This window comes from Acinetobacter sp. OYA S30, from assembly GCF_033599315.1.
Taxonomy (GTDB): domain Bacteria; phylum Pseudomonadota; class Gammaproteobacteria; order Pseudomonadales; family Moraxellaceae; genus Acinetobacter; species Acinetobacter baumannii.
The window spans coordinates 108,716-133,420 of the sequence record NZ_JAWVAV010000005.1; the positions used below are offsets into that span (position 1 = coordinate 108,716).

The following is a 24,705-nucleotide window of genomic DNA, read 5'->3' on the forward strand; positions in this document are numbered from 1 at the left end:
TTTTTCGGAGCCCAATCATGAATAAATCAATGGTGTATGCCTATACTGGTGTTGTAATCACAATGCTGTTTTGGGGCTCGGCATTTAATGCGATGTCTTATGTGATTCAATATATGCCACCTCTTTCAGCAGCAGCTGAACGTTTTACAATTGCAAGCCTTGGCCTATTTATTCTTTTTGCAGCTATAGGAAAGCTACGTTGGGCCGCATTACGGCAAAATTTAGCTATCTATCTTATTATTGGAATTATAGGTATTGCCGGTTTTAACCTAGGCTGTTTCTATGGTTTACAAACCACCTCAGCAGTCAATGGCGCTTTAATCATGGCCACAACACCTTTAATTACTTTACTGTTAACAATTTTACTTGATGGAGAAAAACTCACACTTAATAAGTCTATTGGTGTTGTATTTGGCTTAAGTGGTGTACTTTTTGTTATTAGTCATGGCCATATTTCAACGCTACTACACTTAAAAATAGCAATCGGTGACTTATTCATCTTACTAGGTGGTGTCAGTTTTTGTTTAGCGAATGTGCTATCACGCCGTTATGTAAAAAATGCTACACCTTTAGAGACCACAACCTTTTCCATGATGTTCGGTGCTTTGACTTTAATCATATTAAGTGTAATTTTTGAGCACCCTTCTCAAGCAATTGCTATGGCGCCTATCACTGCACACTTAGCTATGGGATACGTCATTATTTGTTCTACCATGATTGCTTATTTATTTTGGTTTAATGGTATTCAAAAACTAGGTGCAGGCCGAGCATCAATCTTTTTTAACTTTGTTCCGGTTTTTAGTATGTTAGTTGCCTTGTTAGCTGGTCAATCACTTAATATCTGGCAACTTATAGGCACAGCTTTAGTCATGCTTGGCGTGATGAGTAGTGGAGGATTTATTCAGATTAAACGTCCTGCACTTATAGCTAAGCCTTGCACAAAGTAATGATCACACAAATTCATCTTAATTATTGCGTTGTAACAAAGAATGTATGTTTCTTTAAAACTTAACAAATGGTTGCCATATATAGTTTTAAAACACAACAAGGAGAATTAAGATGAATTTGGATTTTACAACTATCGAAAAACAGGCCAAATTGCTAAAAGAAGAGCAAGAGAAACTAGAACAGCAAGATCATGATTTTCAGTTAGCTTTAGACAAGCATAGAGAATCATTAAAAAATTTATTTAAAGAACTTTTTCATGATCGAGAAATTAAAACAGAAAATGGAGGACAGTTTTGTGTAGTATTTGGTGATTTTAAAATATCTCTACTCATTGAAACAGCCAAATTCGAGAATGGTGTTCCTGTTAAATTAAATTCCGTTAATCCTATTATTGTTAAATTTAAAAAGGATAAGCCCGTTGCAAAAGCCCAATTTTCTGATGCAACCCAATATCTTGATAGTGGTTTTGAAACACCCCACTATCAGTACTATTACAAACACGCTGATAAAACACAATTAGTTCAATTTTCGGAGTTACCTGTATTTTTTCAAGCAATCCTTGATGCAGAAGTCTGATTATCTGCCCTCAATGGAGGGCTTTTTTATAAACTGAATTTACGGATCAAACAGACTCATCTTTATAAAAATAGTCATAACATCAGTTTCGTTTTCTCAACTCGTTTTAATTTACAAACAAAAAAATTTTAAGGTATCGGCTCAAAAAACCATTTGCTTCTTTCTCAAATAACTTGTATATACATGTTTGTATTTGTTTATACATAAATGGATCTAATAATAGAAAAGCTCTTAAAGGATAAGGAGAGTGTTATGGACTCATCAGCTGGGAAATCGAAAAGCGGATTTGTTGAAAACCGAAGTATTGACTTTATTCCTGAAAATGAAAGGCATGGCAGTATATTTGCCCAATTTACGCTTTGGTTCGGGGCCAATTTACAGATTACAGCTATTGTTACAGGTGCATTAGCCGTCGTATTAGGTGGTGATGTATTTTGGTCAATCATTGGCCTCTTTATTGGACAATGCTTTGGTGCTGCCGTCATGGCTTTACACGCAGCTCAAGGTCCAAAACTCGGCCTTCCACAAATGATTTCGAGTCGAGTCCAATTTGGGGTATATGGTGCCTGTATCCCCATCATTCTTGTTTGTCTTATGTATATTGGCTTTACGGCCACTGGTGAGGTACTCGCAGGTAAAGCAATTGCTCATCTAGCACAGGTGAGTAATACAACAGGTATTTTAATCTATGCTTGTTTTATTATTATATTTGCGACAATTGGCTATCGTTTAATTCATTGGGTAGGCAAAGTTGCAAGTGTTATTGGTTTAATTGCTTTTGTTATTATTTTAACTCAAATTTTAGCTCTCTCTAATATTTCAGAATTGCTTGCTGTACGGCATTTTAGCTGGTCATCATTTTTATTAGCAGTTTCTCTTTCTGCTTCTTGGCAAATTTCATTTGGACCTTATGTAGCAGATTATTCTCGTTATCTTCCTACAAAAACCTCTTCAACACGCGTATTTTGGGCAGTTGGGCTTGGGTCTTTAATAGGCTCCCAAATTTCAATGATGCTCGGTGTATTCATTGCTCAAGTCTCGAATGGTGGCTTTGTTGGCAATGAAGTTCAGTACGTCGTAGGCATGAATCCAATCGCTCTTGTGATTACTTTTTTATATTTTAGTATTGCGTTCGGAAAGGTCACTTTATCTACACTTAATGCTTATGGCAGTTTTATGTGTATTGCGACCATTTGGAACAGTTTTAAGCCAAGTGCTCAAATTTCAAAATTAACGCGACTTACAATTGTTCTTGCGATGGTAATTATCTCAACATTTATTGCAGTTGTAGGTGAACATACTTTTTTAAGCGCATTCAAATCTTTTATTTTGTTTCTTCTTACATTTTTCATTCCTTGGAGTGCAATTAATTTAGTTGATTACTATTTTATTTCTAAAGAAGAATGCGATGTAAATGCCTTATATGACCCAAATGGTAAATATGGCCGCTGGAACACGATTGGAATCGCTTGTTATTGTATTGGTATCTTACTTCAGTTGCCCTTTATTGATAGTAAATTCTATAAAGGACAAATTGCCGAAATGTTGGGTGGAGTCGATTTATCTTGGCTAGTGGGATTGTTATCCACTGCAGTTTTATATTATGTACTTGCCAAAAGAGCTCAAATAAAAATTTCAAAAGCTCTTCAACTTGAACGAGTAAAATAATGTTAAGACGAGATATCAAAGTCTAAAATAACACTTTGATATCTCATTAATATTTTTCTACTGTTGAGCAGTACTTGGTTGTGCAGAGGCAGGTAATCCAAATAACTTGTCGAATGTCCAATTAAATATGAATGTATAAATTGGAATGATAATAATAAATGCAACATCTAACCAAAATGCGGCAACAAGAGAAATATTCATCCACCACGCAATAAGCGGAATTAAGAACATTACTAAAGTAATTTGAAATCCGATCGCATGCGCAATTCTTCGTTTAACCGTACGCGACTTACTTTCTTGGCGAGCCTCCCATTTTTCATAAAGAATGTTGTAGATAAAGTTCCACGTTACCGCAATAGTAGTAATCATCACTGAAAGTGGCCCAGTGTGCTCTACACTATCTCCGGCCAAAAGAGCCAAACCTACTGATGAAATCACCATTCCAATAATTTCATATGAAGAAACATAAACAATACGACGTTTTAAACCTTGCATAATCTTTCAACTTTTATCACTTCTTTTTATTTTAGTTTCAGTTAAAATCACATATAAAGTTAACAGCTTTCAGTTCTACTGATATCAAAATGAATTTTAATAGTGAAAATATCGAACTTTTCTTAACTGTATTAGATACTGGATCTTTCTCGGCCGCGGCACGAAAGTTAAATCGAGTGCCATCAGCAGTGAGTATGGCAATTGCCAATATTGAAGCAGAACTTGGTTACCACTTATTTGAACGTACACACCGCAAAGTTATTCCTACCGCGGCGGCTTTAGCATTGGAACCTCAAGCCCGTATTATTGCTGAACAGCTTAGGCTATTAGCTACGCATGCTTATGAACTTTCACTTGGTCTTGAAAGTAAATTAAAAATAGGTGTGGTTTCAGATGCGAATACTGAATTACTTTTTAAAGCCATAAAGCAACTAGCAGAGAAGTTTCCTCTTCTTAACCTAGAAATTATTACAGCTCCTCAAGATGATATTCTAAATTTACTTTATACAGAAAATATTAGCCTTTGCCTTGCAGGTTCAAACCTCAATATAAAAATGCGTGAAAGCTTACAATTAGTAATGACAGAAACAGTTATTGCTACGATCTCTGCTCATCATCCGTTTTTAAAAGAACAGAATAAGTTAAACACGATTGAAGAGTTAATTAATATTCGGCAAATTGTGGTCGCAAGTAGTGAGCTGGATATGGAAGACTCACGTTCAATCATTGGGGCAATGTACTGGAAAACGAATAGCTTACAAACAGCAATTAATATGGTCGAAGCTGGCTTAGGATGGGGAAATTTTCCCTTATCTTTGGTAAAAGAAAAGATTGAACAAGGCCACTTAGTTCAATTAGATTTTAAAAATACGAAAAATCATTTGCCTTTATCTATTTATCTCATTTGGCTTCAAGATAAACCGTTATCGAAAGCAGCCAGAGAGCTTGTCCAGATTGTTCAAGCAAACTTATCTCAAACTTGTCATTAAAAAACCGCCATTTAGACGGTTCTTTAGGAGCTATTTAGATTTATTAGACTCTATAACTTTTTCATCATAATGCTTATAACAATAGCCAAACATCGCACCTGCACTGGAGAAAAACATTGCTTTAAACATGATGACACTCCTATGCCTTATTGATTGAAAGTTAAACTTAGCATTTAGCCATGTTTCACTTTGAGTACTATTTAAATCAGTTTTGTTCATAATGAAAAATTACGTGACAATCTTTTTCAATTTATTAAAAACACTTATTTTGTTGATTTTATTATATTAATTTTCATAAAAAAACGAGAACTCTATGATTAAATTAAAGAAAGCAAAAAGCCTATTCATAATGAATAGGCTTCTTACTGTATTTCAGGACTAAGCAATAATAATAATTATCAAAAATACTCTACTACTGTATAAATTCCAAGTGTTTTAGTCAAGTATAAAATTGATCAATTACAAAAGGTTGTAGAAAATGCGAAACAATCTTCATTCTAGGTTTTATCCATAAAACTTACTTTAAATTTATACTATTTTTGGACCCGTACGGCTTCTATTTCTAGCTTTGAAAGGACAAAATTTTATAGGTTAATATTGATAGATTTAATAAGTTCATCTCGATAGGGACCAAGAATAATTTGCTCAACCTTATTCATTCTATTACGCATATCCTGAGCATGAGCAATATTCTTAACGTCCAGCTTTTCTTCATACTGATCTGTTCTTTTGCTAACTAATGATTTATTAGTTAAATTATTTAACACAAAATAAAATGTTCTACGTAGATCTTGAAAAGTAAAAGAAAGATTACATTGTTCATTAATTTTTTTTCTAAATTTTGAAATATTAATAATATGACCAGATTCAGATTTTACAGATGGAAAAACCCACTCTCCTTTATTTTGTATTCTTCGTTTTTTCATCAGATACCAAAGAAAGTTTCCCATATAAATTTTATAGTACACATTATTGTATGGATTTATAAAAGACAGAGTTCCTTCCTCTAAATCTATATTTTTCCAATGTAAAGATTCACACTCATTCCTAAAAAGCCCTGTTAATATAAGTGTTAATAAAAAATCCTTATTTGTTTCATTTTCCTGTCCCCTACCTTTATATTCAATAATTGCTTGCACCCACTTGGTTAAATTATCCACATCGATATAGTTTCTTCGAGGTGGGATTTCTTCCCAGAGCTGTTTCTTCTTTAACAAATTAACCGGATTTATCCTTGGTATAATTACTTCACAATTTTTATTTTGATAATACTTAATTGAAAAATGATAGACCGCTCTAAGTACACGCATAGATAAATTAGCTTTTGCATAACTATACTGAGATAACTGAATATACTTTTCTTCAATCATCTGTTCAGTAATATCAATCAGTTTAAGTTCACTTAAGTCTATTAAATATTTTTCTATAACTTCTTTATAGTCGGCTAATGTCCTTTCTTTTAACTCGTGGTGATTTATATATACTTGGAAAGCTTCTTTGAGATAAGGCTGGTCAATTTTCTCATTTAAACTATTTTTTAATATTTTATTATTTTTAATGCTTAAAGAGTTTGAGTCAGTTAACTCTTTTAACTTCTGCTGTGCAAGTATACGGGCGTCTTCAAGAGTAATTTTTTCGTAATCCCCTAATTTACAACGAATTGATTTCCCTTTTACTTTCTTTTCCACAATGTAAGTTTTATAAGAGTTATTTACACGAATAGCAAAGCCAATAATCTCACTGTCACGATAAATAGCCGGTGTGAGTTCAAGTTGATCGATAAATGACTTAGTTAGCTTTACTCGTGAAGTGCTCATAAGCTAGAATCCCTATCGCTTGTGATAATTAACAATATAGCAAAATATTTTTCAGGTCTACTGCTGCTACTTTTGAAAAATACTTGTGTTTAATAAAAAAATTGATTAGTATTGCAGGCACTGAAAAGCCTTGAGATTAAAAGCTTTTCTGATTATAGGGCCTATAGCTCAGTCGGTTAGAGCAGCGGACTCATAATCCGTTGGTCCACAGTTCGAGTCTGTGTGGGCCCACCAAATACAAACCCCAAAAACTTTAAGTTTTTGGGGTTTTTTAACTTTAGATATTTTTAAAATATAGCCAAATATCACTTCATTATTCAAAAATTGTTCAATTAAACATTAAAAGTCTTTTCCAATTTCCGTATTATTGAGCATACCTTTTCAACCTTTAGGACTGTTATATATGTTTGAGTTGATTATTTGACCTGTTCTTAAGCTAAATTTTGTTTCAAGATTGATTTCGAGTTTTCCATTTGAACATCCCAAAACTTTTCCCATAAATCACAGTATTCGAGGCATAGGTTTTCTAAATAAGTGTAGTCTTCTTCTGTACAAGCTTGCATTAAAATAAACCATAGATCTTCTTCATGATCGTCATCTGCTGCCTCAGCAGTTTCATCTTCAGATACTCCATGCACATGGTAATAGCCACCACCCTCGACCGCTATACCTACAGCACTGGTTGCTTTTCGTAAAGGTGGACTGTACAAAATAACTTCTTCTTCAGCTACAGCTAATAAAGCAGAAACGGCTTTATAGTCTTTATAGGAATTTTCTAGAAACTCTCTCACCTGATGTGCAATTTCTGTTGGTTGATAACTCCGGCGCTCTTCCTCCGTCACTCCAAAATCATCAAGGACATCTTCAAATAAAGGATAATGTGCATATTCTGGGTTACCTTGATAATAACCGTCTTTGTCGGTCCCAGGTCGAAACCCAAACTCATCAAATATATTAAGACTCAAAAGACAGCGCGGAAACATCTTTGCACCTGCATGCAACCTAGGTTCTAACTGCTTTGTATGGTATTGAGCCATTAATAAAGCGTCTGTAAATGTTTGTACGATTGCATGGCGATACTCTAAATGAATACGCTTTAAGTTTTCTTTATTAATTTCACCGTTATTTAAAGTTTCTATTGCAGGATGATGAGATACTGGATGTTTCGCAATCTTGGCTCTTAATTGAGTTAAAAAATTAAGATTTTTGTCCCAAAGTTCAGCTGAAATGCTTTGTTTCATCCCTGCAAGTGCTTTTTTCCTAGGATTATTAAAGTCCTCAAATTTTTTAGGCATAATCCACTCTCATTAAACTTATTAATTTTTTAAATCTCTATATTCTATTTTAAAAACAAATAGTTAAGATAAAAACAAGACTCCTTTTGTCGAAAATTCATATTAGAATTAAAATTCTACTAAATCAAATAGAATATTTAAAAAATTTAAAAATAATCTTGAGTAGCTTTTATAATATTCGCTTGAATAAAATTATGTTTTTGATTATGATTAATTTGATTAAAATTTTAAAATCTATATCAAGTAATAATTAGTTTCAATTATATGGAAATGTAATGTCAAAAAAAGAAGATATTATAAATACTGCTTTAGAACTTTTTAACCAAATTGGTTACAATGCTACAGGGGTAGACAAAATTATTGCTGAATCAAATGTAGCCAAGATGACTTTCTATAAATATTTTCCTTCTAAAGAAAGTTTAATCATGGAGTGCCTACATCATCGAAATATTAATATACAAAATTCAATTTATGAAAAATTAAGCTTACATCCAGATGTGAGTCCAATTGAGAAAATACATCTAATTTTTAATTGGTATATTGACTGGGTTAATAGTGAGAATTTTAATGGTTGCCTATTCAAAAAGGCTTTTATTGAAGTGTCTAAACAATACACCTCAATTCGTGAACCATTTCAAGAATATACAAACTGGCTTATAAATTTATTAAATAGTTTATTAATAGAGCTAGATATTAAAGACCCTACTCCACTTACTCATATCATCATTTCAATTATTGATGGTATTATTATTGATGGGACAATTGATAAAGATCTGATTAATCCCTCTAAGAAATGGCAATATATTGAGTACTTGATTAAAACTGAAAATCCTTAATATTTCTAATATATACAATAATATTTTAAAAATTCAATTATATATTTTTCTATTATTAAATTATAATATAATATTTAAAAATATTTTTAAATTAAAATAAATAAAATTTGTTTGGAAGATAATTTTCTACCTTTTTAGACAAACTCATATTAGAATTCTGCAACCTTATTGTCTCCCACATCTCTATGAAAAAGTTTTTAGGCAATTCTATCTTCAAAGCAGTTGGTTGGACCTATGATGCAGATCCTACCATTCTTGAGAAAAAACAAGTTATTATCGGTTTTGAACATACTTCTAACCTTGATGCGATCTTATCAATTGCTTTGTTTCAAATATTAGATTTAAAAATTCATACACTAATAAAAAAAGAACTTTTCAAAGGTCCAATGAAACCTATCCTTGAAAAGCTAGGTGGCATTCCCGTAGACCGAAAAGCAAGCAAAGATATCGTCTCTCAAATGGTCGAAAAATTCCAAAGTAGCGATACATTTAACCTAGTAATTGCACCTGAAGCAACGCGTACCAAAGATGGATCGGAACGCAAACCTATTCGTACCGGTTTTTGGCATATTGCTAAGGCAGCAAATGTTCCGATTGTGCTGATGTATGCAAATGCAAGAACCAAAAAAGGCGGTATTTTAGGTAAGATTTATCCTACCGATTTACAGAAAGATCTTGAAACGATTAAAGAACTTTATGCGCAATATGATATTGATGTGAAAATTAACTAGCTAACTTTCTCATGAAGTTTGAGCCTATATTTTTATGTAAATTTAGGCTCTCTAAGCTTATTTAATTGGCTAACAAAACGTAAGGCAACAGTTTTCAAGAAAACCATGCCTATGCTAATATTCTGTCACTTTTGCATTTTTTAATTTTTGGAGTTCACTTCCATGGCGGGTCATTCTAAATGGGCCAATATTAAGCATCGTAAAGCGAAACAAGATGCCAGTCGCGGTAAAGTTTTTACTAAATATATTCGTGAAATTGTCACTGCTGCAAAACTTGGTGGTGCAGATCCTGCCAGTAACCCTCGCCTTCGTGCCGTTGTCGAAAAAGCGCTTTCTGTCAACATGACACGAGATACCATTAACCGTGCAATTCAACGCGGTGTGGGTGGTGAAGATAATGATGATTTAAAAGAAGTAACCTACGAAGGTTACGGTGTAGGTGGTGTTGCTGTTCTTGTTGAGACAATGACAGACAACCTGAACCGTACAGTTCCAGATGTTCGCCATTGTTTCAGCAAAACTAATGGTAACTTAGGTACCGCAGGTTCTGTTGCTTACCTATTTACCAAACGTGGTGAGATTACTTTTGACGATGTTTCTTTAGAAGATAAGATCATGGACGTTGCTTTAGAAGCTGGTGCAGAAGATATTGAAGTTTCAGAAGATGAAATTTTAGTAATCACTTCTCCAGAGACTTTTGGTGAGGTTCAAGATGCTCTTGCAGCTGCTGGTTTAAAATCAGACAATGCTGAAGTAGTGATGAGCCCTTCTACTAAAGCAGAAATCACCGATATTGATCAAGCTAAACAAGTGATGAAACTCATTGATATGCTTGAAGATCTAGACGATGTACAAAACGTTTATACAAACGTTGAGTTTAGTGATGAAGTTTTAGCGCAACTTGATGCCTAAGATGAGAAAACGCACCAAATGGTGCGTTTTTTATACTTTATTTAATAAGTTATAACAGTTAAATACATTGTATTCTTTAATGACAAAGCTCGAATGCAGAGCAACGACATTATCAATTTTACCAATCCGTCTTAATAAAATTTCGCTATAGTCGTCCATATTACGTGCAACTAATTCAAGAATAAAATCGGCACTTTGACCAGTCACCAAAAAAGCATTTGTTACTTCAGGAATAGCTTCAATTTCAGAAAGAAATTTATCAAATGTCTCACTATCATGCTTGCTTAAAGAGACTTGTAGCAAAATATGCAAGGTAAAACCCAATTTGCTAAAGTTAATTTCTCTTTTGAGTTGCCCCATGATATTAGCTTCAATCAAGTGTTTAATTCGGCGATGAACAGAACTAACTGAAAGATTAATCCGTTCTGAAAGCTCATTCAAATTCAGGTCTTCATGAGACAAAATTTCCAGAATTTGTTTATCAAAACGGTCTAACTCCATTCTTTGCTCCAATTAACACGCTTTATAAATTACAGTATATCCTAAAGCTAAGCCTACTTTGGAAATCAAATACCATTAAAAGAGAGAATTAAGCTTTACCACCCTCTTAATCTAAACTTTTGCTTGTTAACTGTGCAGTAGTATAACGTTCATAGCGCATTTTCAATTACTTATAGCCTATAACTCTTCAATGATTTAATTAGTATATGAATAAAAGCATAATTTAATTTTTAAAAATTTTATAATTTCTTAATTAAAATCAATGAGTTTAAATAATTTTAAAAAGTTGGCACTCTTTTTGTTATGCACATATTGGAAATCTTTTATATCCAATGTGGGGAATGCCTGTGAAAAATATCAAAACATTAGTTCTTGCAATGAGCACTATCAGCTTAACTGGTGTAGTTATACCAGCTCATGCTGCTACTGATGCGGAAGTAGATGCTTTACGCAAAGAAGTTAGTGAGTTAAAGCAACTGGTCCAGCAATTATCAAATCAGCAAAAAGCGGTAACTGTAGTAAATACTCCAACAGTGCCGCCAACTACAATTGCAGCAAGCTCACCCGTTCCTCAGAGCAAACTGGGTTGGATGCAAATGCCTGATGGCCAAACGCAAGTCAAGCTTTATGGGAATGTCCGTGTAGATGCAACCTATGACTTTAAAGGGTCAAATGGCAGCATTTCAAATGGTGCTAACTACCCTTTAAATAAAGATGACCCAAGACAGAACTCATTAAATGTATCTGCAGCGACTACACGCATTGGGTTAGATCTTACTCGACCTACACAATACGGCGATTTAACAGGCAAAATTGAAGCCGATTTTATGGGAGGCAATGGCGATAATGGCAGTGGAACTTTCCGTGTACGCCATGCCTATATGTCTTTAGGCAAATGGTTAGCTGGTCAAACCACTTCACCTTTCGTCAATACAGATACTTCTCCGGAAACACTAGACTTTACCGGTGCAGTAGGTACAGGAACCACACGTACTGTACAGGTTCGCTATACTCAACCAATTAATGCTCAACAAAAAATATTAGTTGCCTTAGAAGGTGGTGATGTTGAAAAAGTGAGTAATGCTGCTGGAGGAAGCCGTTTCCCTGCTCTAACAACTCGTTATGATTTCAAAACCGCAGATAATAAAGGCTTATTACAGCTTCATGGTCTTGCCCATGAAAATCGAGTAGCGCCTAAAGATAGTTCATCTGAAGAAAAATTTGGCTGGGGTGTAGGCATCGGTGGCAAGTACGATATCACGCCTCAGGATAGTGTCGTTGCCAACTATTATCATGTTAAAGGTGATGGCCGCTATTTATCTTATAGCAACTCTGCATATGCATACGATACAACTACTCAAGATATCAACTTAGGTGAATTTGATAGTGCGGTGATCGGCTACCAACGGAAATGGAGCCCTATTCTCCGCTCTACTTTCGCAATAGGCGGTATTCAATATAAAGATGATAACGTCTATGCAAATAGCAATTTAACCAATACTAGCTATAACAAAGAAATTTATAACGCTTTGGTCAACTTAATCTGGAATCCGGTTAAAAATATTGATTTAGGTGCAGAATATACTTACGGCCAGCGTGAAACTTTTGCAGGTGATAAAGGTGATTACTCCCGCATAAATTTATTAGCAAAATATAATTTCTAAAATTTAGATGTAAAAAAAGAGCCACTCATGGCTCTTTTTTATTGTCACAATTAGTGCATTGCCTGAATTTTTTCCAAGAAAATTTTAGCGCGCTCATGACGTGCCTCTAAATTATCAAAGAATTCATGGGTTGGGCAATCTTCAAGAATTTTACCTTCATCCATAAAAATTAAACGGTTAGATACGCGTTTTGCAAAGCCCATTTCATGTGTCACACACATCATGGTCATACCTTCATGAGCAAGTTGCACCATCACTTCAAGAACCTCGCCTACCATTTCTGGGTCGAGTGCCGAAGTAGGTTCATCAAACAACATACAGATTGGGTCCATTGATAAGCCACGGGCAATAGCAACACGCTGTTGCTGACCACCAGAAAGTTGCCCTGGAAATTTATCCTTATGGGCAAGCAGACCTACACGTTCTAAATATTTAAGACCTTTTTCACGCGCTTCTGCAACTGAACGTTTTAAAACTTTTACTTGGGCAATGGTTAAATTTTCCAAAACAGTCATGTGAGGAAAAAGTTCAAAATGCTGGAACACCATTCCTACCCGAGAACGGAACTTTGCAAGATCAGTTTTCGGATCTTTTAGTGAAACCCCATCAACAATAATGTCGCCTTGCTGAAACGGCTCTAAAGCATTTACAGTTTTAATGAGCGTTGATTTGCCTGAACCGGATGGCCCACAAACAACAACGACATCACCTTTTTCAATACTCGTCGTGCAATCTGTTAAAACCTGAAAATCACCATACCATTTAGAGATATGTTGGATGTCTATCATTGGCATTTAAAATCTCCAATTAGCGAATGATGGCAATTTTTTTCTGCAAACGTTTGACTAATTGCGATAGCACAAACGAGCTACAGAAATACACCACAGCGACGATTAAATAGAATGTTGCTTTCGTTTCAGGACCATAGGTATTAGCCAAAGTATCTGCACGACCTAAGAAGTCTGGTGCACTAATGACATAAACTAATGACACATCCTGAAATAAAATGATGGTTTGAGTAAGTAATACCGGAAGCATATTGCGAAAGGCCTGCGGTAACACCACATAACGCATGGATTGTCCATAGGTAAAACCTAAAGCGTAGCCTGCATTGACTTGCCCTTTTGAAATAGACTGAATACCCGAACGTACAATTTCCGAGAAAAACGCAGCTTCAAAAATGGCAAAAGTCACAACGCTGGAAAATAATGGCCCCCAATACGTATCTGATTGAAACTCAAATATCTTTGGCAACAAGAAATAAAAAATAAAAATAACCTGAATTAATGGAATACCACGGAATAAATCGACATAGAACTTCGCAAAGTTACTTGCAAGGGCGTTGTTGGATAAACGCATCATTGCCAAAGGAGTTCCGATGAGGATACCCCCCATCATTGCAAGCACGGTTACGGTAAGTGTAAAAATAAATCCTTCTTTTAATGCCGCAATAACATCAGGGTTATGCAATAGAGAAAAATCCATAATTATTTTCCTCCCGAGCCTAAACCTGGTACAGCCATGCGTTTTTCAATCCATGCCATTATAAATTTAATGGTGTATGTAATGATTAAATAGACAGGTGTAGACAGAATAAGAATGATAATGTCCTGTGAAGTCTCTTCACGCATGGTTTTGGTATAAGCAAAGAAATTTAAAACACTTAAGGCATATAAAACTGCCGAGTTTTTAAAGACGTTCATTGCTTCTGACGTAATCGTTGGCCATACCGTACGGTATGCAACTGGCAAAATCACATAACGATAACTTTGAGCGGTGGTAAATCCCATAGCCGATGCCGCAAACTTTTGACCACGAGATACCGTGTTAATTCCGGCTCTGACATGCTCCGAAACACGCGCCGCAGTATAAAGGCCTAAAGCAAAAACACCGATAACAGCGGGTTGTTGATTTAAAATGTTTTTCCACCATCCCCCTGCTACAACATCTCCACTTCCTGCACTTAAACTGTCCGGTAAGAACTCCGGAAAAACAAAAGCCCAGAAGAATAACTGTACAATTAATGGAATATTACGGAATATTTCGACATAGCAGTTGCCGATAAAAGCAAGTGGTTTATTGGGTAAAGTACGAATTACCCCAAGGAGAGAACCTAATAAAAATGCGATAAGAAAGGCTACAATGGCAGTCCAAACCATAGTAAAGACACCAGAACCTAACATTTGTAACCATGTGGGCGCCTCAGCATAGGCATTGTAGCTAGAACTACCAATAACCTTACAAACTGATTCTGCCCATGCGGCTTTATCGACACCATATTCATTAGACTCCGCACAGAATATAGTCCAGTTTAGTGAGCCGACTGACATGTTTGCCCCTTAAATTAATATCTTTAGAAAATAGACCACTTGTGCAAATGAATTTTTACACCTGCACAAGTAAATTTAGGACAAAAAGATCCAGTTAGATTCCTGCATCTGTTGGGTGAGCTTTGAGTTTTTTATAAGATGAACTTTGTTGCATGTTCAAATTAGTATTTTTCGGTGGAATTGGCGATAAGAACCATTTTTTATATAAAGCATCCATTTGACCAGTTTTCCATAAGTTATTTACAGTACGGTCAGCAATTGCTTTAAATTTTGGATCATCTTTTGCAATCATAATACCATAAGGTTCTGATGAAAGTACTGGACCAACTATTGCAAATGCTTTAGGTGTAGAAGACTTAGCAATTAAGCCTGCTAAAATATTATCATCCATTACAAATGCAGCGGCGCGTCCAGATGCCATCATGGCAAAAGAATCAGCATGGTCTTTACCATAAATATTTTGTACATTAATTGCTTGGCCTTTTTCATTCATCTTAATGTACTTGTCAGATGTAGTACCTTGAGTAGTAACAACTGCTTTACCATTTAAGTCTGCCAAACTTTTAATACCAGAGTTTGCTTTAACAGCCATGCGTACTTCTGTTGCATAGTAGTTAGTTGAGAAACCCACTTGTTGCTGACGCTGTTTAGAATTTGTGGTGGTACCACATTCCATATCAATATTGCCCGCTAAAAGCTCAGGAATACGTGTTGATGAGGTTACTGCCTTGTATTCAACTTTTAAACCAGGCATTTTCAATTCTTTTTTAATATCATTTGCAAACTGGTTACAAATGTCGACTGCATAACCTACTGGTTTACCTGCAACAACATATGAAATCGGGTCAGACGATTCTCGGTGGCCAATAACGATTTTCCCAGTACTTTTAATTTTAGCTAATGTATCTGCTGCCTGAATTTGAGAAGTAGCACCAACCGTACAAAGCATAACTGTTGAAACAATGAGAGAGGTTGCAGAACGTTTCATAAGAACTCCTTGATGATCATTCCCTCTATTTGTCTACAGAATCATTCGTATAGAGAAATAGAGTGATTTATTATTAAATTGCAATTATCGAGCCAACTTTTCCAAGTAGGACACGTCCATTTGCTTCACTTATTATTTATCTGTTTCGCAGAATTAATACCTTTAAAACTGCTCACATGTTTCTACTTTAATCTATGTTTTAATCTTCTGTCTATTATTAAGCTCATCTATTTACACTTAAATGTGGCAATTATTGATTACAATGTAAACACATGCACAATAAAGTGGCTTAAATTTTTCTAAAAACTGTTTTTAGCAAAATTAACTTTTATCCCAAAAATAAAAGATCAAATTTATTAGTAGCTTATACTTAAGATGAATAAACAGTAATAAATATTAAATTAAGCATCAAAATAATATATATAAATGTTTTATTAAAAATCATTTATAAAATTGATAGTAATATTTTTTAAGTATCTTTAAAGTTAAAAAATAAAAAAGCCCCGATTTTATCGGAGCTTTTTAAAAACTAAAATTTAAATTCCTCGCCAGTCAACCCGTGCATTACGTTCAGTTTGATATATTCTTAAAACGTACTGTCCAAGCGGCAAATCAAGTAAATATTTCTGATAATTACTCCAATCAGGCGATACTTCCCCATCTTCTTCCCTTTCCCATGGTGTACCTTTTATTTCTAATAAAGGTGCAAGCATAGAACATACTGAAATATCAGCGAGGCTTAAGCGGTCACTAACCATATAACGTGCTTGGTTTTCAATTAAATAGTGGTTTAATTCATTAATGAGTTCATCCATGCGTCCTTTTGACTGACTTACGAGCTCTTCTTCAAGCTTATAGTTCTTCTTGACTAGAGTCTTGAGAAACGGTTTTGATATTTTCTCAAACTGTCGTAAGTAACCTTGTTCGCCCATCATAATCTCTAGAGCATGATCTCCTTGAGCTAAAGTATGAGCAAGTGCCCAACGACGTACATGCACCCCAAGTTCATCTGCCAAACTATCAATTTTAAGAGTTTGCTGTCTAAGTTGTTCATCACGGCGTAAAAGTGCATGTTCCGGATAAGTATCATCCAGATAAAGCGCAATTTTAGTCGACTCAGCAATCCAGCGATGGTCATCTTTTAAAATCGGCAACAAATTTTGACCTGTTTTAAGTTGTGCAAAAGCACGGTGAAATCCAGGAATCAAATTATGTGCAACGTAATCAAGTTCTTTATGGTCTAACAACCAGCGAGCTTTTTCACAATAATGAGACAAAGGAAACTGATACAAAACCCGCATAAAATCTCCACGTTTATTTTTATTTGACTATTCGTACAAAAATCGTCTTCGGTAAGTAGATACTTTAGAAGCTATTTTTAATGAAAACAATGGATATTGTGCTCATTTTTCACTGACAGTTAGGTCTATATTTTTTATATCTTTTTTTACCGTACTTATAGCTGTTTTTCATATTAAAGTCCTTTTAGTTATTCATTTTACAAATAAAAATTATAATTTATTGATTTTTAATATATTTCTATATCTCTATTTATATATTAAAAATCAAAAAAAGTGCTTTGCATTTTTATTCATAAGCTGAGCATAAGTCCTCGTTTAGTGGAAAAATATTTCTTTTGTAAGGTAATGACAGCAATACAAGGTGTCATTATGTCTAATTCTCTATCTAAAACGACGGCATACGTCCAAGTCATTCAAAATGATCAACAAGCAATTAATGCTGCTTATCAAGTGGCTGATTTTGCTTTAGAGGGTCGTAATACACGTGATCAACAACGCTTATTACCGCAAGAGCAAATCGAAAGCTTTAGCCAAAAAGGCTTAGGCGGAATTCGTATTGCAAAAAAATACGGCGGTGCTTTTGTTTCCAATAAAACACTGGCACAAGTTTTCCGTATTTTAAGTAAAGGCGATGCAAATGTTGGTCAGATTCCACAAAATCAGATTAGCCTGTTAAACCTGATTGAAATCATGGGTACAGAACAACAAAAACAATTTATCTTTTCAGAAATATTAGCCGGTAAACGTCTTGCCAACGGCGGTCCCGAACGAAATACCCATGACTCAAAAACCTTAAAAACTACTCTTACTATTGAAAACGGCAAATATTTTTTAAACGGCGAAAAGTTTTATTCGACGGGAACAAGTTTTGCGCATTGGCTCGCAATTAAAGCGATTCATCCAGAAGGCCATGTCGTTTTAGTGATTGTTAACCGAGATGCTCAAGGCATTGAAGTTATTAATGACTGGAATGGGTTTGGTCAACGTACTACAGCGAGTGGTACAGTTAAATTAAATCAAGTTGAAGTTAATCCTGAACTTATTTTTGATGAGCGATTATTAACACAAGTTCCAACCTATCGCGGTGCGTATTCGCAGTTATTACAAGTGGCAATTGATGTCGGTATTGCGGAAGCTGCTTTTGAAGATACTTTATCGACCATACACAAAGCGCGCCCAATTATTGATGCAAATGTTGAAAAAGCCAGCTTTGAACATTACACCCTACAAGAAGTGGGTAAATTAAATATTTTACTCGATGCGGCAATTTTACTGCTTGATGAAGCTGCTGAATATTTAGATGAACTTGATCAACTTCAAACGGTGACTGACGAACAAGTAGCAAAAGCTTCAATTTTGGTCGCAGAAGCAAAAGTCTATGCCAATGATGCGGCTCTACAGATCTCTGAAAAACTACTAGAGCTAGGTGGTAGCCGCTCAAGCTTAAGCCAACATAATTTAGATCAACATTGGCGAAATGCCCGTGTACATACCTTACACGACCCTGTTCGCTGGAAATTACATGCCATTGGCAATTATTACCTTAATGGTCATTTCCCTGCCCGCCATGCCTGGATTTAAGGAGAAATTGTCATGACTTCATATCAATCGGTTCAAACTAAACAAACATCGGCATCTGGCCAAGCCCACATTATTCAAAATGATGCTGAAGCATTAGAAATTGCCGAACAATTTGCCGAACAATTTAAAAAAACCGCAGTTGAGCGAGACGCTAAGCGAATTTTACCGTATACCGAAATTGATGCATTAAGCCAGTCTGGGCTTTGGGCAATTACAGTACCAAAGCAATATGGTGGTGCCGAAGTTTCAAGCCATACAGTTGCCAAAGTAATTGCGCTTTTAAGCGGTGCAGATGGTTCAATCGGACAAATTCCACAAAACCACTTCTATGCATTAGAAGTGTTACGCAATACAGGTACAGAAACTCAGAAACAACGTTTATACGGCGAAGTGTTAAATGGCACCCGCTTTGGTAATGCATTTGCTGAGTTTAAAACTAAAACTTCAACCCATAAACAAACTAACATTCGTCCGCATGAAAATGGATATCTCATTCAGGGTGAAAAGTTTTACTGCACAGGAAGTTTATTTGCTCACCGTATTCCAACCTTAGTTTTAGATGATGCAGGTCGAGAGTATTTAGCCTTTGTAAAAAGTGGTTCACAAGGATTAAAACTTGTTGATGACTGGTGTGGATTTGGACAAAAAACTACAGGCAGCGGCACAGTTAAGTTTGATCAGGTTTTTGTCGATGCAGATGATGTTATTCCTTTTGATACAGCATTTTTACAACCAACCTTAGTCGGACCTTTTGCCCAAATCATGCATGCATCGATTGAGGTAGGCATTGCACGTGCAGCCTTTGAAGAAAGCTTGCAAAGAGTGCATCAAGCTCGCCCCTGGATTGATTCAAATGTAGAAACAGCCAACCAAGATCCTTTAACGATTTATGAATTAGGACGCATTGCGGTAGATGTACGAGCTAGTGAAGTCCTATTAAAACAGGCAGCTCAATCAATTGATGCCGCAAAAATTGAAACCACACCTGAAAGCATTGCTAAAGCATCCATCGATGTTGCCAAAGTACGTGCTCATAGTACCAATATCGCACTCAAAGCATCGTCTAAGCTGATTGAACTTGCTGGTAGCCGTGGTAGTCAGTCTCAAGATGGCCTAGACCGTTTCTGGCGTAATGCGCGAGTACATACGTTGCATGATGCCGCACGATGGAAATATTACTTTATTGGGAACTACGTTCTTAACGGTGTGCTTCCACCTCGTCGGGGGACATTGTAATGGCAGATTTCAAAGCAAAAGAGATTTTATTAAACGCCTTTGACATGAACTGTGTTGGGCATATCAATCATGGCTTATGGACACATCCACGTGATGAATCACACCGTTTTAATGAACTGAGCTATTGGACAGAACAGGCCAAAACTTTAGAAAATGGTTTATTTGATGGTTTGTTTATAGCTGATATTACCGGTGTGTATGACGTCTATCAAAACGGTATAGATCTCACTTTAAAAGAGTCCATTCAGCTTCCGAGCCATGACCCATCTACACTCATTTCAGCAATGGCGGCAGTCACTCAAAACTTAAGTTTTGGGGTCACTGTGAACTTAAGCTATGAGCATCCATATCAATTTGCTCGCCGCTTTGCAAGTCTCGACCATTTAACTCAAGGTCGTATTGGCTGGAATATCGTGACGGGTTATCTAGATAGTGCCGAACGCTTAATTGGTCAAAAGGGTTTAAAAGACCACGATGCCCGCTATGAGCAAGCAGAAGAGTTTTTAGAACTTTGCTACAAATATTGGGAAGGTTCTTGGGAAAACGACGCAGTTAAAAAAGATAAAGCACGGCGTGTTTTTACAGATCCATCTAAGGTGCATACCATTCACCACCATGGAAAGTATTACCAGAGTGAAGGCGTGTTTCAGGTATCTCCTTCTGTACAACGCACTCCAACCCTATTTCAAGCAGGTGCTTCACCTAAAGGTATGCAGTTTGCAACACGTCATGCTGAATGTGTATTTATTGGCGGTGACAAACCCGAAAAGATACGCGAACAAGTGAAAAAGATTCGTACTCTTGCCGAACAGCAAGGACGCTCAGCGAACGATATTAAAGTGTTTGTCGGCATAACTGTTGTTGTGGCCGAAACACATGATCTGGCTGTACAAAAACTTAATGAATATCGTCAGTATGCGAGCCCTGAAGCAGGCTTAGCGCATTATGCGAGTTCAACAGGCATTGACTTAAGTAAGTTTGCTGACGATGAAGCGATTCCTTACCAAAAAAGTAACAGCATTGTTTCGATTACCGAAAAGTTTAAAGAACAGCAAATCACAAAAAATGACTTAAAAGCTCAGCATGTTTTAGGTGGTCGTTACCCTCTCATCGTAGGTAGTGGCGAAGAGGTTGCTGAATACTTAATTCATCTTTTAGATGAGACTGATATTGATGGCTTTAATTTGACACGTACTGTTGCACCTGAGTCTCACCATGACTTTATTCGCTTGGTCATTCCAGAGCTACAACAACGTGGTCGCTATAAAACTGCATATAAAACGGGTTCACTACGGAACAAAATTTTTAATCGGGGTGATCACTTACCAGAACAGCACCCTGTTCAAGCGTTCCGATGTAGTCCCTATAACAACAGCAAAAACTTAACAAAAATTGAAGAAATAACCGCTTAAATTTGGAGATAGACATGGCTCAAACAGCCTCTAAAAAATGGCTAGGCATAGGCTTGGTTGTTGTAGTCCTTTTTGTTGCTTTGTTCTTATGGAATAAACATCGTCAAAGTGGCTCAAATGAACTTGTGATTGGCATTAGTCCACCATTTGCAAAACCTTTACAAGCTGCTGCCGATGAAGCAAAGAAACAAGGTTTAAATGTAAAACTGGTCGAATTTTCTGACTGGAATACCCCAAACATTACCTTAAATCATGGGGATATTGATGCGAACTTTTTCCAGCATCAACCCTTCTTAGATAATGCAATTAAAGAAACTGGCTTTAAGTTAAAGGCATTTGCAGTAGGTGCAGCCTCACATGTGGGACTGTATTCAAAGAAATATAAAAGTCTTGATGAATTGCCACAAAACGCACGCGTAGTCATTCCAAATGATCCGGTGAACCAAGGCCGTGCCCTACTTCTTTTACAACAAGCTAAGTTAATTACGCTTAAAGATTCAAATAATCACTTATCTGCACTCAAAGATGTTGTTTCAAACCCTAAAAATTTGCAATTTATTGAGGTTGAAGGACCACAGACTGCTCGTGCAATTGATGATGTTGACTTGGCTTTTGGCTATCCACATTACTTGCGCTTAGCAAAAACAGCTGACCCTAATAGTGCGCTTTTACTGGATGACAATACCAATAAACGTTATGCCATTTTGTTTGTAGTGCGTGATGACTATCAGGACAAGGGCGACAAATTAAAGAAATTTGTTGAGATCTATCAAAACTCGCCAAAAGTTAAAGCTGTGTTAGACGCTGAAATTGGGCCAAAACTTTGGTTCCCTGGCTGGAAGTAATAACGGAAAGATTATGGCGATTCAGTTCAAACAGCATAAGCCTTGGTTACTCGGAATTACGATTTTAATCGTAGTTCTGGGCCTTGTCGGTTACCGTTATATTAAAAATAAACAAGCCGATGATGTTTTAACGATTGGCATTAGCCCGCCTTATGCTGAGCTATTACAAAGCGTTGCCAATGAAGTAGAAAAGCAAGGCGTTCATGTCAAACTCGTTGAATTTTCTGATTGGCGAGCACCCAATGTTGCCGTACAAAACGGCGATATTGATGCAAACTTTTTCCAGCAAAGCGTATTTCTACGTAATGCTGTTAAAGAAACGGGTTATAACTTACATGCATTTGGTGTGGGTTCAGGAAGTCATGTGGGTTTATATTCAAAAAAATATAAATCACTTGAAGATTTACCTTTAAATGCACGTGTTGCTATTCCAAATGATCCGGTTAATTTAGCCCGTGCTTTAATTTTATTGCACCGTGCAGGTTTAATTCAGCTTAAAGATATAAATAATGAACTTTCAACCACTCAAGACATTATAGCTAATCCTAAACAGCTGAGCTTTGTTGAAGTTGAAGGCCCACAGACAGCACATGCCTATAACGATGTCGATTTAATTTTCGGCTTCCCCCACTACTTAAAAATGGCAAAGGTAACTGACCCACATAGCGCATTATTTTTAGATCCAATCGATAAAAAATATGCAATTTTGTTTGTGACTCGTCGCGATTACCAAGACAAAAACCAAAAACTTGCAACCTTTGTTAAAGCATTCCAGAACTCAAAACAAGCACAAGATATTCTGGATAAAGACTTTGGTAAAGGTATGTGGTTTCAAGGCTGGAAATAAGGAGAATGACGATGGTGAGTTTTGGATCACAAGTTGATTTTTCTCTACCCCATATCAAAATTCGTGGTTTAAATAAGTTTTACCAATCTCAAGGTCAAAAACTGCATGTATTAAAAGAGATTAACCTTGATATCCCACAAGGTAAGATTTTAGGCATTATTGGTAAAAGTGGTGCAGGAAAATCTTCCTTACTTCGTACATTAAACGGTTTAGAACAAGTAAATACTGGCAGCATTCATATTCATCAACAAAACATTGCTGAATTGAGCCATTCCGAGCTTATTCAAACCCGTCAACGAATTGGAATGATTTTTCAACATTTCAATTTAATGTCGGCAAAAACAGTTTGGGAAAACGTGGCATTGCCCTTAAAAGTTTCCAATTACAACAAAGCAGATATTGACCAACGCGTAAATGAGGTTCTAGCTCTCGTAGGTCTTGCAGATAAATCTAACTATTATCCATCACAACTTTCTGGCGGACAAAAGCAACGTGTTGGTATTGCACGCGCACTTGTTCACCACCCAGAAATTTTACTGTGTGACGAGGCAACCTCGGCACTTGATCCTGAAAGTACTGCCACTATTTTGGCTTTACTTAAAAAGATTAATCAGGAACTTGGTCTCACCATTGTATTAATTACTCATGAAATGCAAGTGATTCGAGAAATTTGTGATCAAGTCGTGGTGATTGACCAAGGTGAGATTGTAGAGGCTGGGCAAGTTTGGTCGGTATTTTCACGACCAGAGCAACAAATTACTCAAGAACTATTAAACCTTGAGCAGATCACTCTGCCTTTTAAAATCAGCCGTCTACCCGATGAAGATTCGACTCATATTATTGTAAAACTGAAATATGAGGCTGAAGCACATCAGGTTCCAGATATTCAAGAACTACTTGCCAAATTCAAAGCACCCGTCAATTTATACCAAAGTCAGGTCGATACCATTCAAGGGCACATTATTGGTTCTCTTTTAGTGGGTATTCCCAATGTAGAAATTGATCTTTCACCTATACAACAAGATGCATTAACAGCAATTGCACAATTTGAGGTACTTGGCTATGCAAGACCAGCTCATTGATTTATTAATTACTGGAACTGTAGATACCTTGCTCATGGTAGGCGCATCTGCGTTCATTGCCTTTTTAATTGGCTTACCTATCGCTGTTATTTTAGTCAGCACTTCTGAACATGGTATTCATCCGTCGCAAAAGATTAATCAGGCTTTGGGTTGGGTCATCAATATCACTCGCTCAGTACCCTTTCTAATTTTAATGGTTGCACTTATTCCGCTTACTCGCTGGATTGTGGGTACAAGTTATGGCGTATGGGCAGCGGTTGTTCCCTTAACGATTGCGGCCATTCCGTTTTTTGCCCGTATTGCAGAAGTCAGCTTACGTGAAGTCGATCAAGGCTTAATTGAAGCAGCACAAGCCATGGGTTGTAACCGCAAACAAATTATCTGGCACGTACTTTTACCAGAGGCTTTGCCAGGTATTGTGGCAGGCTTTACAGTGACTATTGTGACAATGATTAACTCATCTGCGATTGCTGGTGCTATTGGTGCAGGTGGCTTAGGAGACATTGCTTATCGATATGGTTATCAACGTTTTGATATGCAAATTATGTTGGCTGTTATTTTAGTATTGATTGTTTTAGTCATGTTAGTACAAGCGACTGGTGATGCATTAGCCCAGCAACTCGATAAACGTAAAGTTTAAACACAACAGAA

The 24,705-nt window shown here is 36.2% G+C and carries 24 protein-coding genes and 1 tRNA gene; 16 read left to right on the forward strand and 9 right to left on the reverse strand.

What is annotated here, in order from left to right; all coding sequences use genetic code 11:
* Window positions 1-17 precede the first annotated feature (17 nt).
* From R5R67_RS04325 to R5R67_RS04335, 3 genes are all read left to right on the forward strand, one after another.
* Window positions 18-947, forward strand: coding sequence for a DMT family transporter (locus R5R67_RS04325; protein ID WP_001043467.1), 930 nt, complete (start codon window positions 18-20; stop codon window positions 945-947).
* 112 nt (window positions 948-1,059) lie between these two features.
* Window positions 1,060-1,524, forward strand: a complete 465-nt coding sequence (locus tag R5R67_RS04330; protein ID WP_001046931.1) for a hypothetical protein — start codon at window positions 1,060-1,062, stop codon at window positions 1,522-1,524.
* A gap of 252 nt (window positions 1,525-1,776) precedes the next feature.
* A complete protein-coding gene (locus tag R5R67_RS04335; RefSeq protein ID WP_000378386.1) occupies window positions 1,777-3,192 on the forward strand; it encodes a purine-cytosine permease family protein in 1,416 nt (471 codons plus the stop codon).
* A gap of 57 nt (window positions 3,193-3,249) precedes the next feature.
* Here R5R67_RS04335 and R5R67_RS04340 read toward each other — a convergent pair whose 3' ends face one another.
* Complete coding sequence (locus R5R67_RS04340) at window positions 3,250-3,687, reverse strand: PACE efflux transporter (protein ID WP_001161759.1); 438 nt, start codon at window positions 3,685-3,687, stop codon at window positions 3,250-3,252.
* 89 nt (window positions 3,688-3,776) lie between these two features.
* Between R5R67_RS04340 and R5R67_RS04345 the strand changes: the two genes are divergently transcribed.
* Window positions 3,777-4,676, forward strand: coding sequence for a LysR family transcriptional regulator (locus tag R5R67_RS04345; RefSeq protein WP_001010554.1), 900 nt, complete (start codon window positions 3,777-3,779; stop codon window positions 4,674-4,676).
* Window positions 4,677-5,260: 584 nt separating this feature from the next.
* On the opposite strand, the gene R5R67_RS04350 is transcribed toward R5R67_RS04345, so the two are convergent.
* Complete coding sequence (locus tag R5R67_RS04350) at window positions 5,261-6,493, reverse strand: integrase family protein (RefSeq protein WP_000108021.1); 1,233 nt, start codon at window positions 6,491-6,493, stop codon at window positions 5,261-5,263.
* 157 nt (window positions 6,494-6,650) lie between these two features.
* Here R5R67_RS04350 and R5R67_RS04355 point away from each other — a divergent pair.
* A tRNA-Ile gene (locus R5R67_RS04355) sits at window positions 6,651-6,727 on the forward strand.
* A 197-nt stretch (window positions 6,728-6,924) separates the two neighbouring features.
* Here the strand turns inward: R5R67_RS04355 and R5R67_RS04360 are convergent.
* A complete protein-coding gene (locus tag R5R67_RS04360; RefSeq protein WP_001124727.1) occupies window positions 6,925-7,788 on the reverse strand; it encodes a hypothetical protein in 864 nt (287 codons plus the stop codon).
* Window positions 7,789-8,063: 275 nt separating this feature from the next.
* Between R5R67_RS04360 and R5R67_RS04365 the strand changes: the two genes are divergently transcribed.
* The 3 genes from R5R67_RS04365 to R5R67_RS04375 all read left to right on the forward strand — a co-directional run bounded on the left by R5R67_RS04365 (window position 8,064) and on the right by R5R67_RS04375 (window position 10,267).
* Window positions 8,064-8,624, forward strand: a complete 561-nt coding sequence (locus R5R67_RS04365; RefSeq protein ID WP_000037168.1) for a TetR/AcrR family transcriptional regulator — start codon at window positions 8,064-8,066, stop codon at window positions 8,622-8,624.
* Window positions 8,625-8,809: 185 nt separating this feature from the next.
* Window positions 8,810-9,355, forward strand: coding sequence for a 1-acyl-sn-glycerol-3-phosphate acyltransferase (locus R5R67_RS04370; RefSeq protein ID WP_000713976.1), 546 nt, complete (start codon window positions 8,810-8,812; stop codon window positions 9,353-9,355).
* A gap of 162 nt (window positions 9,356-9,517) precedes the next feature.
* The gene (locus tag R5R67_RS04375) at window positions 9,518-10,267 is read left to right on the forward strand and encodes a YebC/PmpR family DNA-binding transcriptional regulator (RefSeq protein ID WP_000907230.1); all 750 of its coding nucleotides are present in this window, start codon (window positions 9,518-9,520) and stop codon (window positions 10,265-10,267) included.
* A 30-nt stretch (window positions 10,268-10,297) separates the two neighbouring features.
* On the opposite strand, the gene R5R67_RS04380 is transcribed toward R5R67_RS04375, so the two are convergent.
* Window positions 10,298-10,768, reverse strand: coding sequence for an Lrp/AsnC family transcriptional regulator (locus tag R5R67_RS04380; RefSeq protein WP_000418050.1), 471 nt, complete (start codon window positions 10,766-10,768; stop codon window positions 10,298-10,300).
* 347 nt (window positions 10,769-11,115) lie between these two features.
* Between R5R67_RS04380 and R5R67_RS04385 the strand changes: the two genes are divergently transcribed.
* Complete coding sequence (locus tag R5R67_RS04385) at window positions 11,116-12,432, forward strand: DcaP family trimeric outer membrane transporter (RefSeq protein WP_193789705.1); 1,317 nt, start codon at window positions 11,116-11,118, stop codon at window positions 12,430-12,432.
* A 50-nt stretch (window positions 12,433-12,482) separates the two neighbouring features.
* On the opposite strand, the gene R5R67_RS04390 is transcribed toward R5R67_RS04385, so the two are convergent.
* From R5R67_RS04390 to R5R67_RS04410, 5 genes are all read right to left on the reverse strand, one after another.
* A complete protein-coding gene (locus tag R5R67_RS04390) occupies window positions 12,483-13,226 on the reverse strand; it encodes an amino acid ABC transporter ATP-binding protein (RefSeq protein WP_001132006.1) in 744 nt (247 codons plus the stop codon).
* Window positions 13,227-13,239: 13 nt separating this feature from the next.
* Window positions 13,240-13,917 carry an amino acid ABC transporter permease gene (locus R5R67_RS04395; protein ID WP_000347804.1) on the reverse strand — a complete coding sequence of 226 codons (678 nt, stop codon included), beginning with the start codon at window positions 13,915-13,917 and terminating at the stop codon, window positions 13,240-13,242.
* Between the two features lie 2 nt (window positions 13,918-13,919).
* The gene (locus R5R67_RS04400) at window positions 13,920-14,762 is read right to left on the reverse strand and encodes an amino acid ABC transporter permease (RefSeq protein ID WP_000110649.1); all 843 of its coding nucleotides are present in this window, start codon (window positions 14,760-14,762) and stop codon (window positions 13,920-13,922) included.
* A gap of 94 nt (window positions 14,763-14,856) precedes the next feature.
* Complete coding sequence (locus R5R67_RS04405) at window positions 14,857-15,750, reverse strand: amino acid ABC transporter substrate-binding protein (RefSeq protein WP_000830363.1); 894 nt, start codon at window positions 15,748-15,750, stop codon at window positions 14,857-14,859.
* Between the two features lie 536 nt (window positions 15,751-16,286).
* Window positions 16,287-17,051 carry a glutathione S-transferase family protein gene (locus R5R67_RS04410; protein WP_001265504.1) on the reverse strand — a complete coding sequence of 255 codons (765 nt, stop codon included), beginning with the start codon at window positions 17,049-17,051 and terminating at the stop codon, window positions 16,287-16,289.
* Window positions 17,052-17,396: 345 nt separating this feature from the next.
* On the opposite strand from R5R67_RS04410, the gene R5R67_RS04415 reads away from it, so the two are divergent.
* From R5R67_RS04415 to R5R67_RS04445, 7 genes are read left to right on the forward strand one after another with little or no spacing between them, the layout of a single operon-like run.
* Window positions 17,397-18,632: an SfnB family sulfur acquisition oxidoreductase gene (locus R5R67_RS04415; protein WP_085943456.1), complete on the forward strand. Its 1,236-nt coding sequence runs from the start codon at window positions 17,397-17,399 to the stop codon at window positions 18,630-18,632.
* A gap of 12 nt (window positions 18,633-18,644) precedes the next feature.
* Window positions 18,645-19,868 carry an SfnB family sulfur acquisition oxidoreductase gene (locus R5R67_RS04420; protein WP_000205188.1) on the forward strand — a complete coding sequence of 408 codons (1,224 nt, stop codon included), beginning with the start codon at window positions 18,645-18,647 and terminating at the stop codon, window positions 19,866-19,868.
* Window positions 19,868-21,280, forward strand: coding sequence for an LLM class flavin-dependent oxidoreductase (locus tag R5R67_RS04425; protein WP_000753083.1), 1,413 nt, complete (start codon window positions 19,868-19,870; stop codon window positions 21,278-21,280). Before R5R67_RS04420 ends, R5R67_RS04425 begins: the two co-directional genes overlap by 1 nt.
* Window positions 21,281-21,294: 14 nt before the next feature.
* Window positions 21,295-22,125, forward strand: a complete 831-nt coding sequence (locus tag R5R67_RS04430) for a MetQ/NlpA family ABC transporter substrate-binding protein (protein WP_000079415.1) — start codon at window positions 21,295-21,297, stop codon at window positions 22,123-22,125.
* Between the two features lie 13 nt (window positions 22,126-22,138).
* On the forward strand, window positions 22,139-22,972 hold the full coding sequence (locus R5R67_RS04435) for a MetQ/NlpA family ABC transporter substrate-binding protein (RefSeq protein ID WP_318754766.1): 834 nt from the start codon (window positions 22,139-22,141) through the stop codon (window positions 22,970-22,972).
* Between the two features lie 5 nt (window positions 22,973-22,977).
* The gene (locus R5R67_RS04440) at window positions 22,978-24,054 is read left to right on the forward strand and encodes a methionine ABC transporter ATP-binding protein (RefSeq protein WP_085943457.1); all 1,077 of its coding nucleotides are present in this window, start codon (window positions 22,978-22,980) and stop codon (window positions 24,052-24,054) included.
* The gene (locus R5R67_RS04445) at window positions 24,035-24,694 is read left to right on the forward strand and encodes a methionine ABC transporter permease (RefSeq protein WP_001153960.1); all 660 of its coding nucleotides are present in this window, start codon (window positions 24,035-24,037) and stop codon (window positions 24,692-24,694) included. Before R5R67_RS04440 ends, R5R67_RS04445 begins: the two co-directional genes overlap by 20 nt.
* The last annotated feature ends 11 nt before the right edge of the window (window positions 24,695-24,705 follow it).

Coding starts and splice junctions, on each gene's coding strand:
- R5R67_RS04325 (WP_001043467.1), top strand. CDS start 18: ATGAATAAATCAATGGTGTATGCCTATACTGGTGTTGTAATCACAATG.
- R5R67_RS04330 (WP_001046931.1), top strand. CDS start 1,060: ATGAATTTGGATTTTACAACTATCGAAAAACAGGCCAAATTGCTAAAA.
- R5R67_RS04335 (WP_000378386.1), top strand. CDS start 1,777: ATGGACTCATCAGCTGGGAAATCGAAAAGCGGATTTGTTGAAAACCGA.
- R5R67_RS04340 (WP_001161759.1), bottom strand. CDS start 3,687: ATGCAAGGTTTAAAACGTCGTATTGTTTATGTTTCTTCATATGAAATT.
- R5R67_RS04345 (WP_001010554.1), top strand. CDS start 3,777: ATGAATTTTAATAGTGAAAATATCGAACTTTTCTTAACTGTATTAGAT.
- R5R67_RS04350 (WP_000108021.1), bottom strand. CDS start 6,493: ATGAGCACTTCACGAGTAAAGCTAACTAAGTCATTTATCGATCAACTT.
- R5R67_RS04360 (WP_001124727.1), bottom strand. CDS start 7,788: ATGCCTAAAAAATTTGAGGACTTTAATAATCCTAGGAAAAAAGCACTT.
- R5R67_RS04365 (WP_000037168.1), top strand. CDS start 8,064: ATGTCAAAAAAAGAAGATATTATAAATACTGCTTTAGAACTTTTTAAC.
- R5R67_RS04370 (WP_000713976.1), top strand. CDS start 8,810: ATGAAAAAGTTTTTAGGCAATTCTATCTTCAAAGCAGTTGGTTGGACC.
- R5R67_RS04375 (WP_000907230.1), top strand. CDS start 9,518: ATGGCGGGTCATTCTAAATGGGCCAATATTAAGCATCGTAAAGCGAAA.
- R5R67_RS04380 (WP_000418050.1), bottom strand. CDS start 10,768: ATGGAGTTAGACCGTTTTGATAAACAAATTCTGGAAATTTTGTCTCAT.
- R5R67_RS04390 (WP_001132006.1), bottom strand. CDS start 13,226: ATGCCAATGATAGACATCCAACATATCTCTAAATGGTATGGTGATTTT.
- R5R67_RS04395 (WP_000347804.1), bottom strand. CDS start 13,917: ATGGATTTTTCTCTATTGCATAACCCTGATGTTATTGCGGCATTAAAA.
- R5R67_RS04400 (WP_000110649.1), bottom strand. CDS start 14,762: ATGTCAGTCGGCTCACTAAACTGGACTATATTCTGTGCGGAGTCTAAT.
- R5R67_RS04405 (WP_000830363.1), bottom strand. CDS start 15,750: ATGAAACGTTCTGCAACCTCTCTCATTGTTTCAACAGTTATGCTTTGT.
- R5R67_RS04410 (WP_001265504.1), bottom strand. CDS start 17,051: ATGCGGGTTTTGTATCAGTTTCCTTTGTCTCATTATTGTGAAAAAGCT.
- R5R67_RS04415 (WP_085943456.1), top strand. CDS start 17,397: ATGACAGCAATACAAGGTGTCATTATGTCTAATTCTCTATCTAAAACG.
- R5R67_RS04420 (WP_000205188.1), top strand. CDS start 18,645: ATGACTTCATATCAATCGGTTCAAACTAAACAAACATCGGCATCTGGC.
- R5R67_RS04425 (WP_000753083.1), top strand. CDS start 19,868: ATGGCAGATTTCAAAGCAAAAGAGATTTTATTAAACGCCTTTGACATG.
- R5R67_RS04430 (WP_000079415.1), top strand. CDS start 21,295: ATGGCTCAAACAGCCTCTAAAAAATGGCTAGGCATAGGCTTGGTTGTT.
- R5R67_RS04435 (WP_318754766.1), top strand. CDS start 22,139: ATGGCGATTCAGTTCAAACAGCATAAGCCTTGGTTACTCGGAATTACG.
- R5R67_RS04440 (WP_085943457.1), top strand. CDS start 22,978: ATGACGATGGTGAGTTTTGGATCACAAGTTGATTTTTCTCTACCCCAT.
- R5R67_RS04445 (WP_001153960.1), top strand. CDS start 24,035: ATGCAAGACCAGCTCATTGATTTATTAATTACTGGAACTGTAGATACC.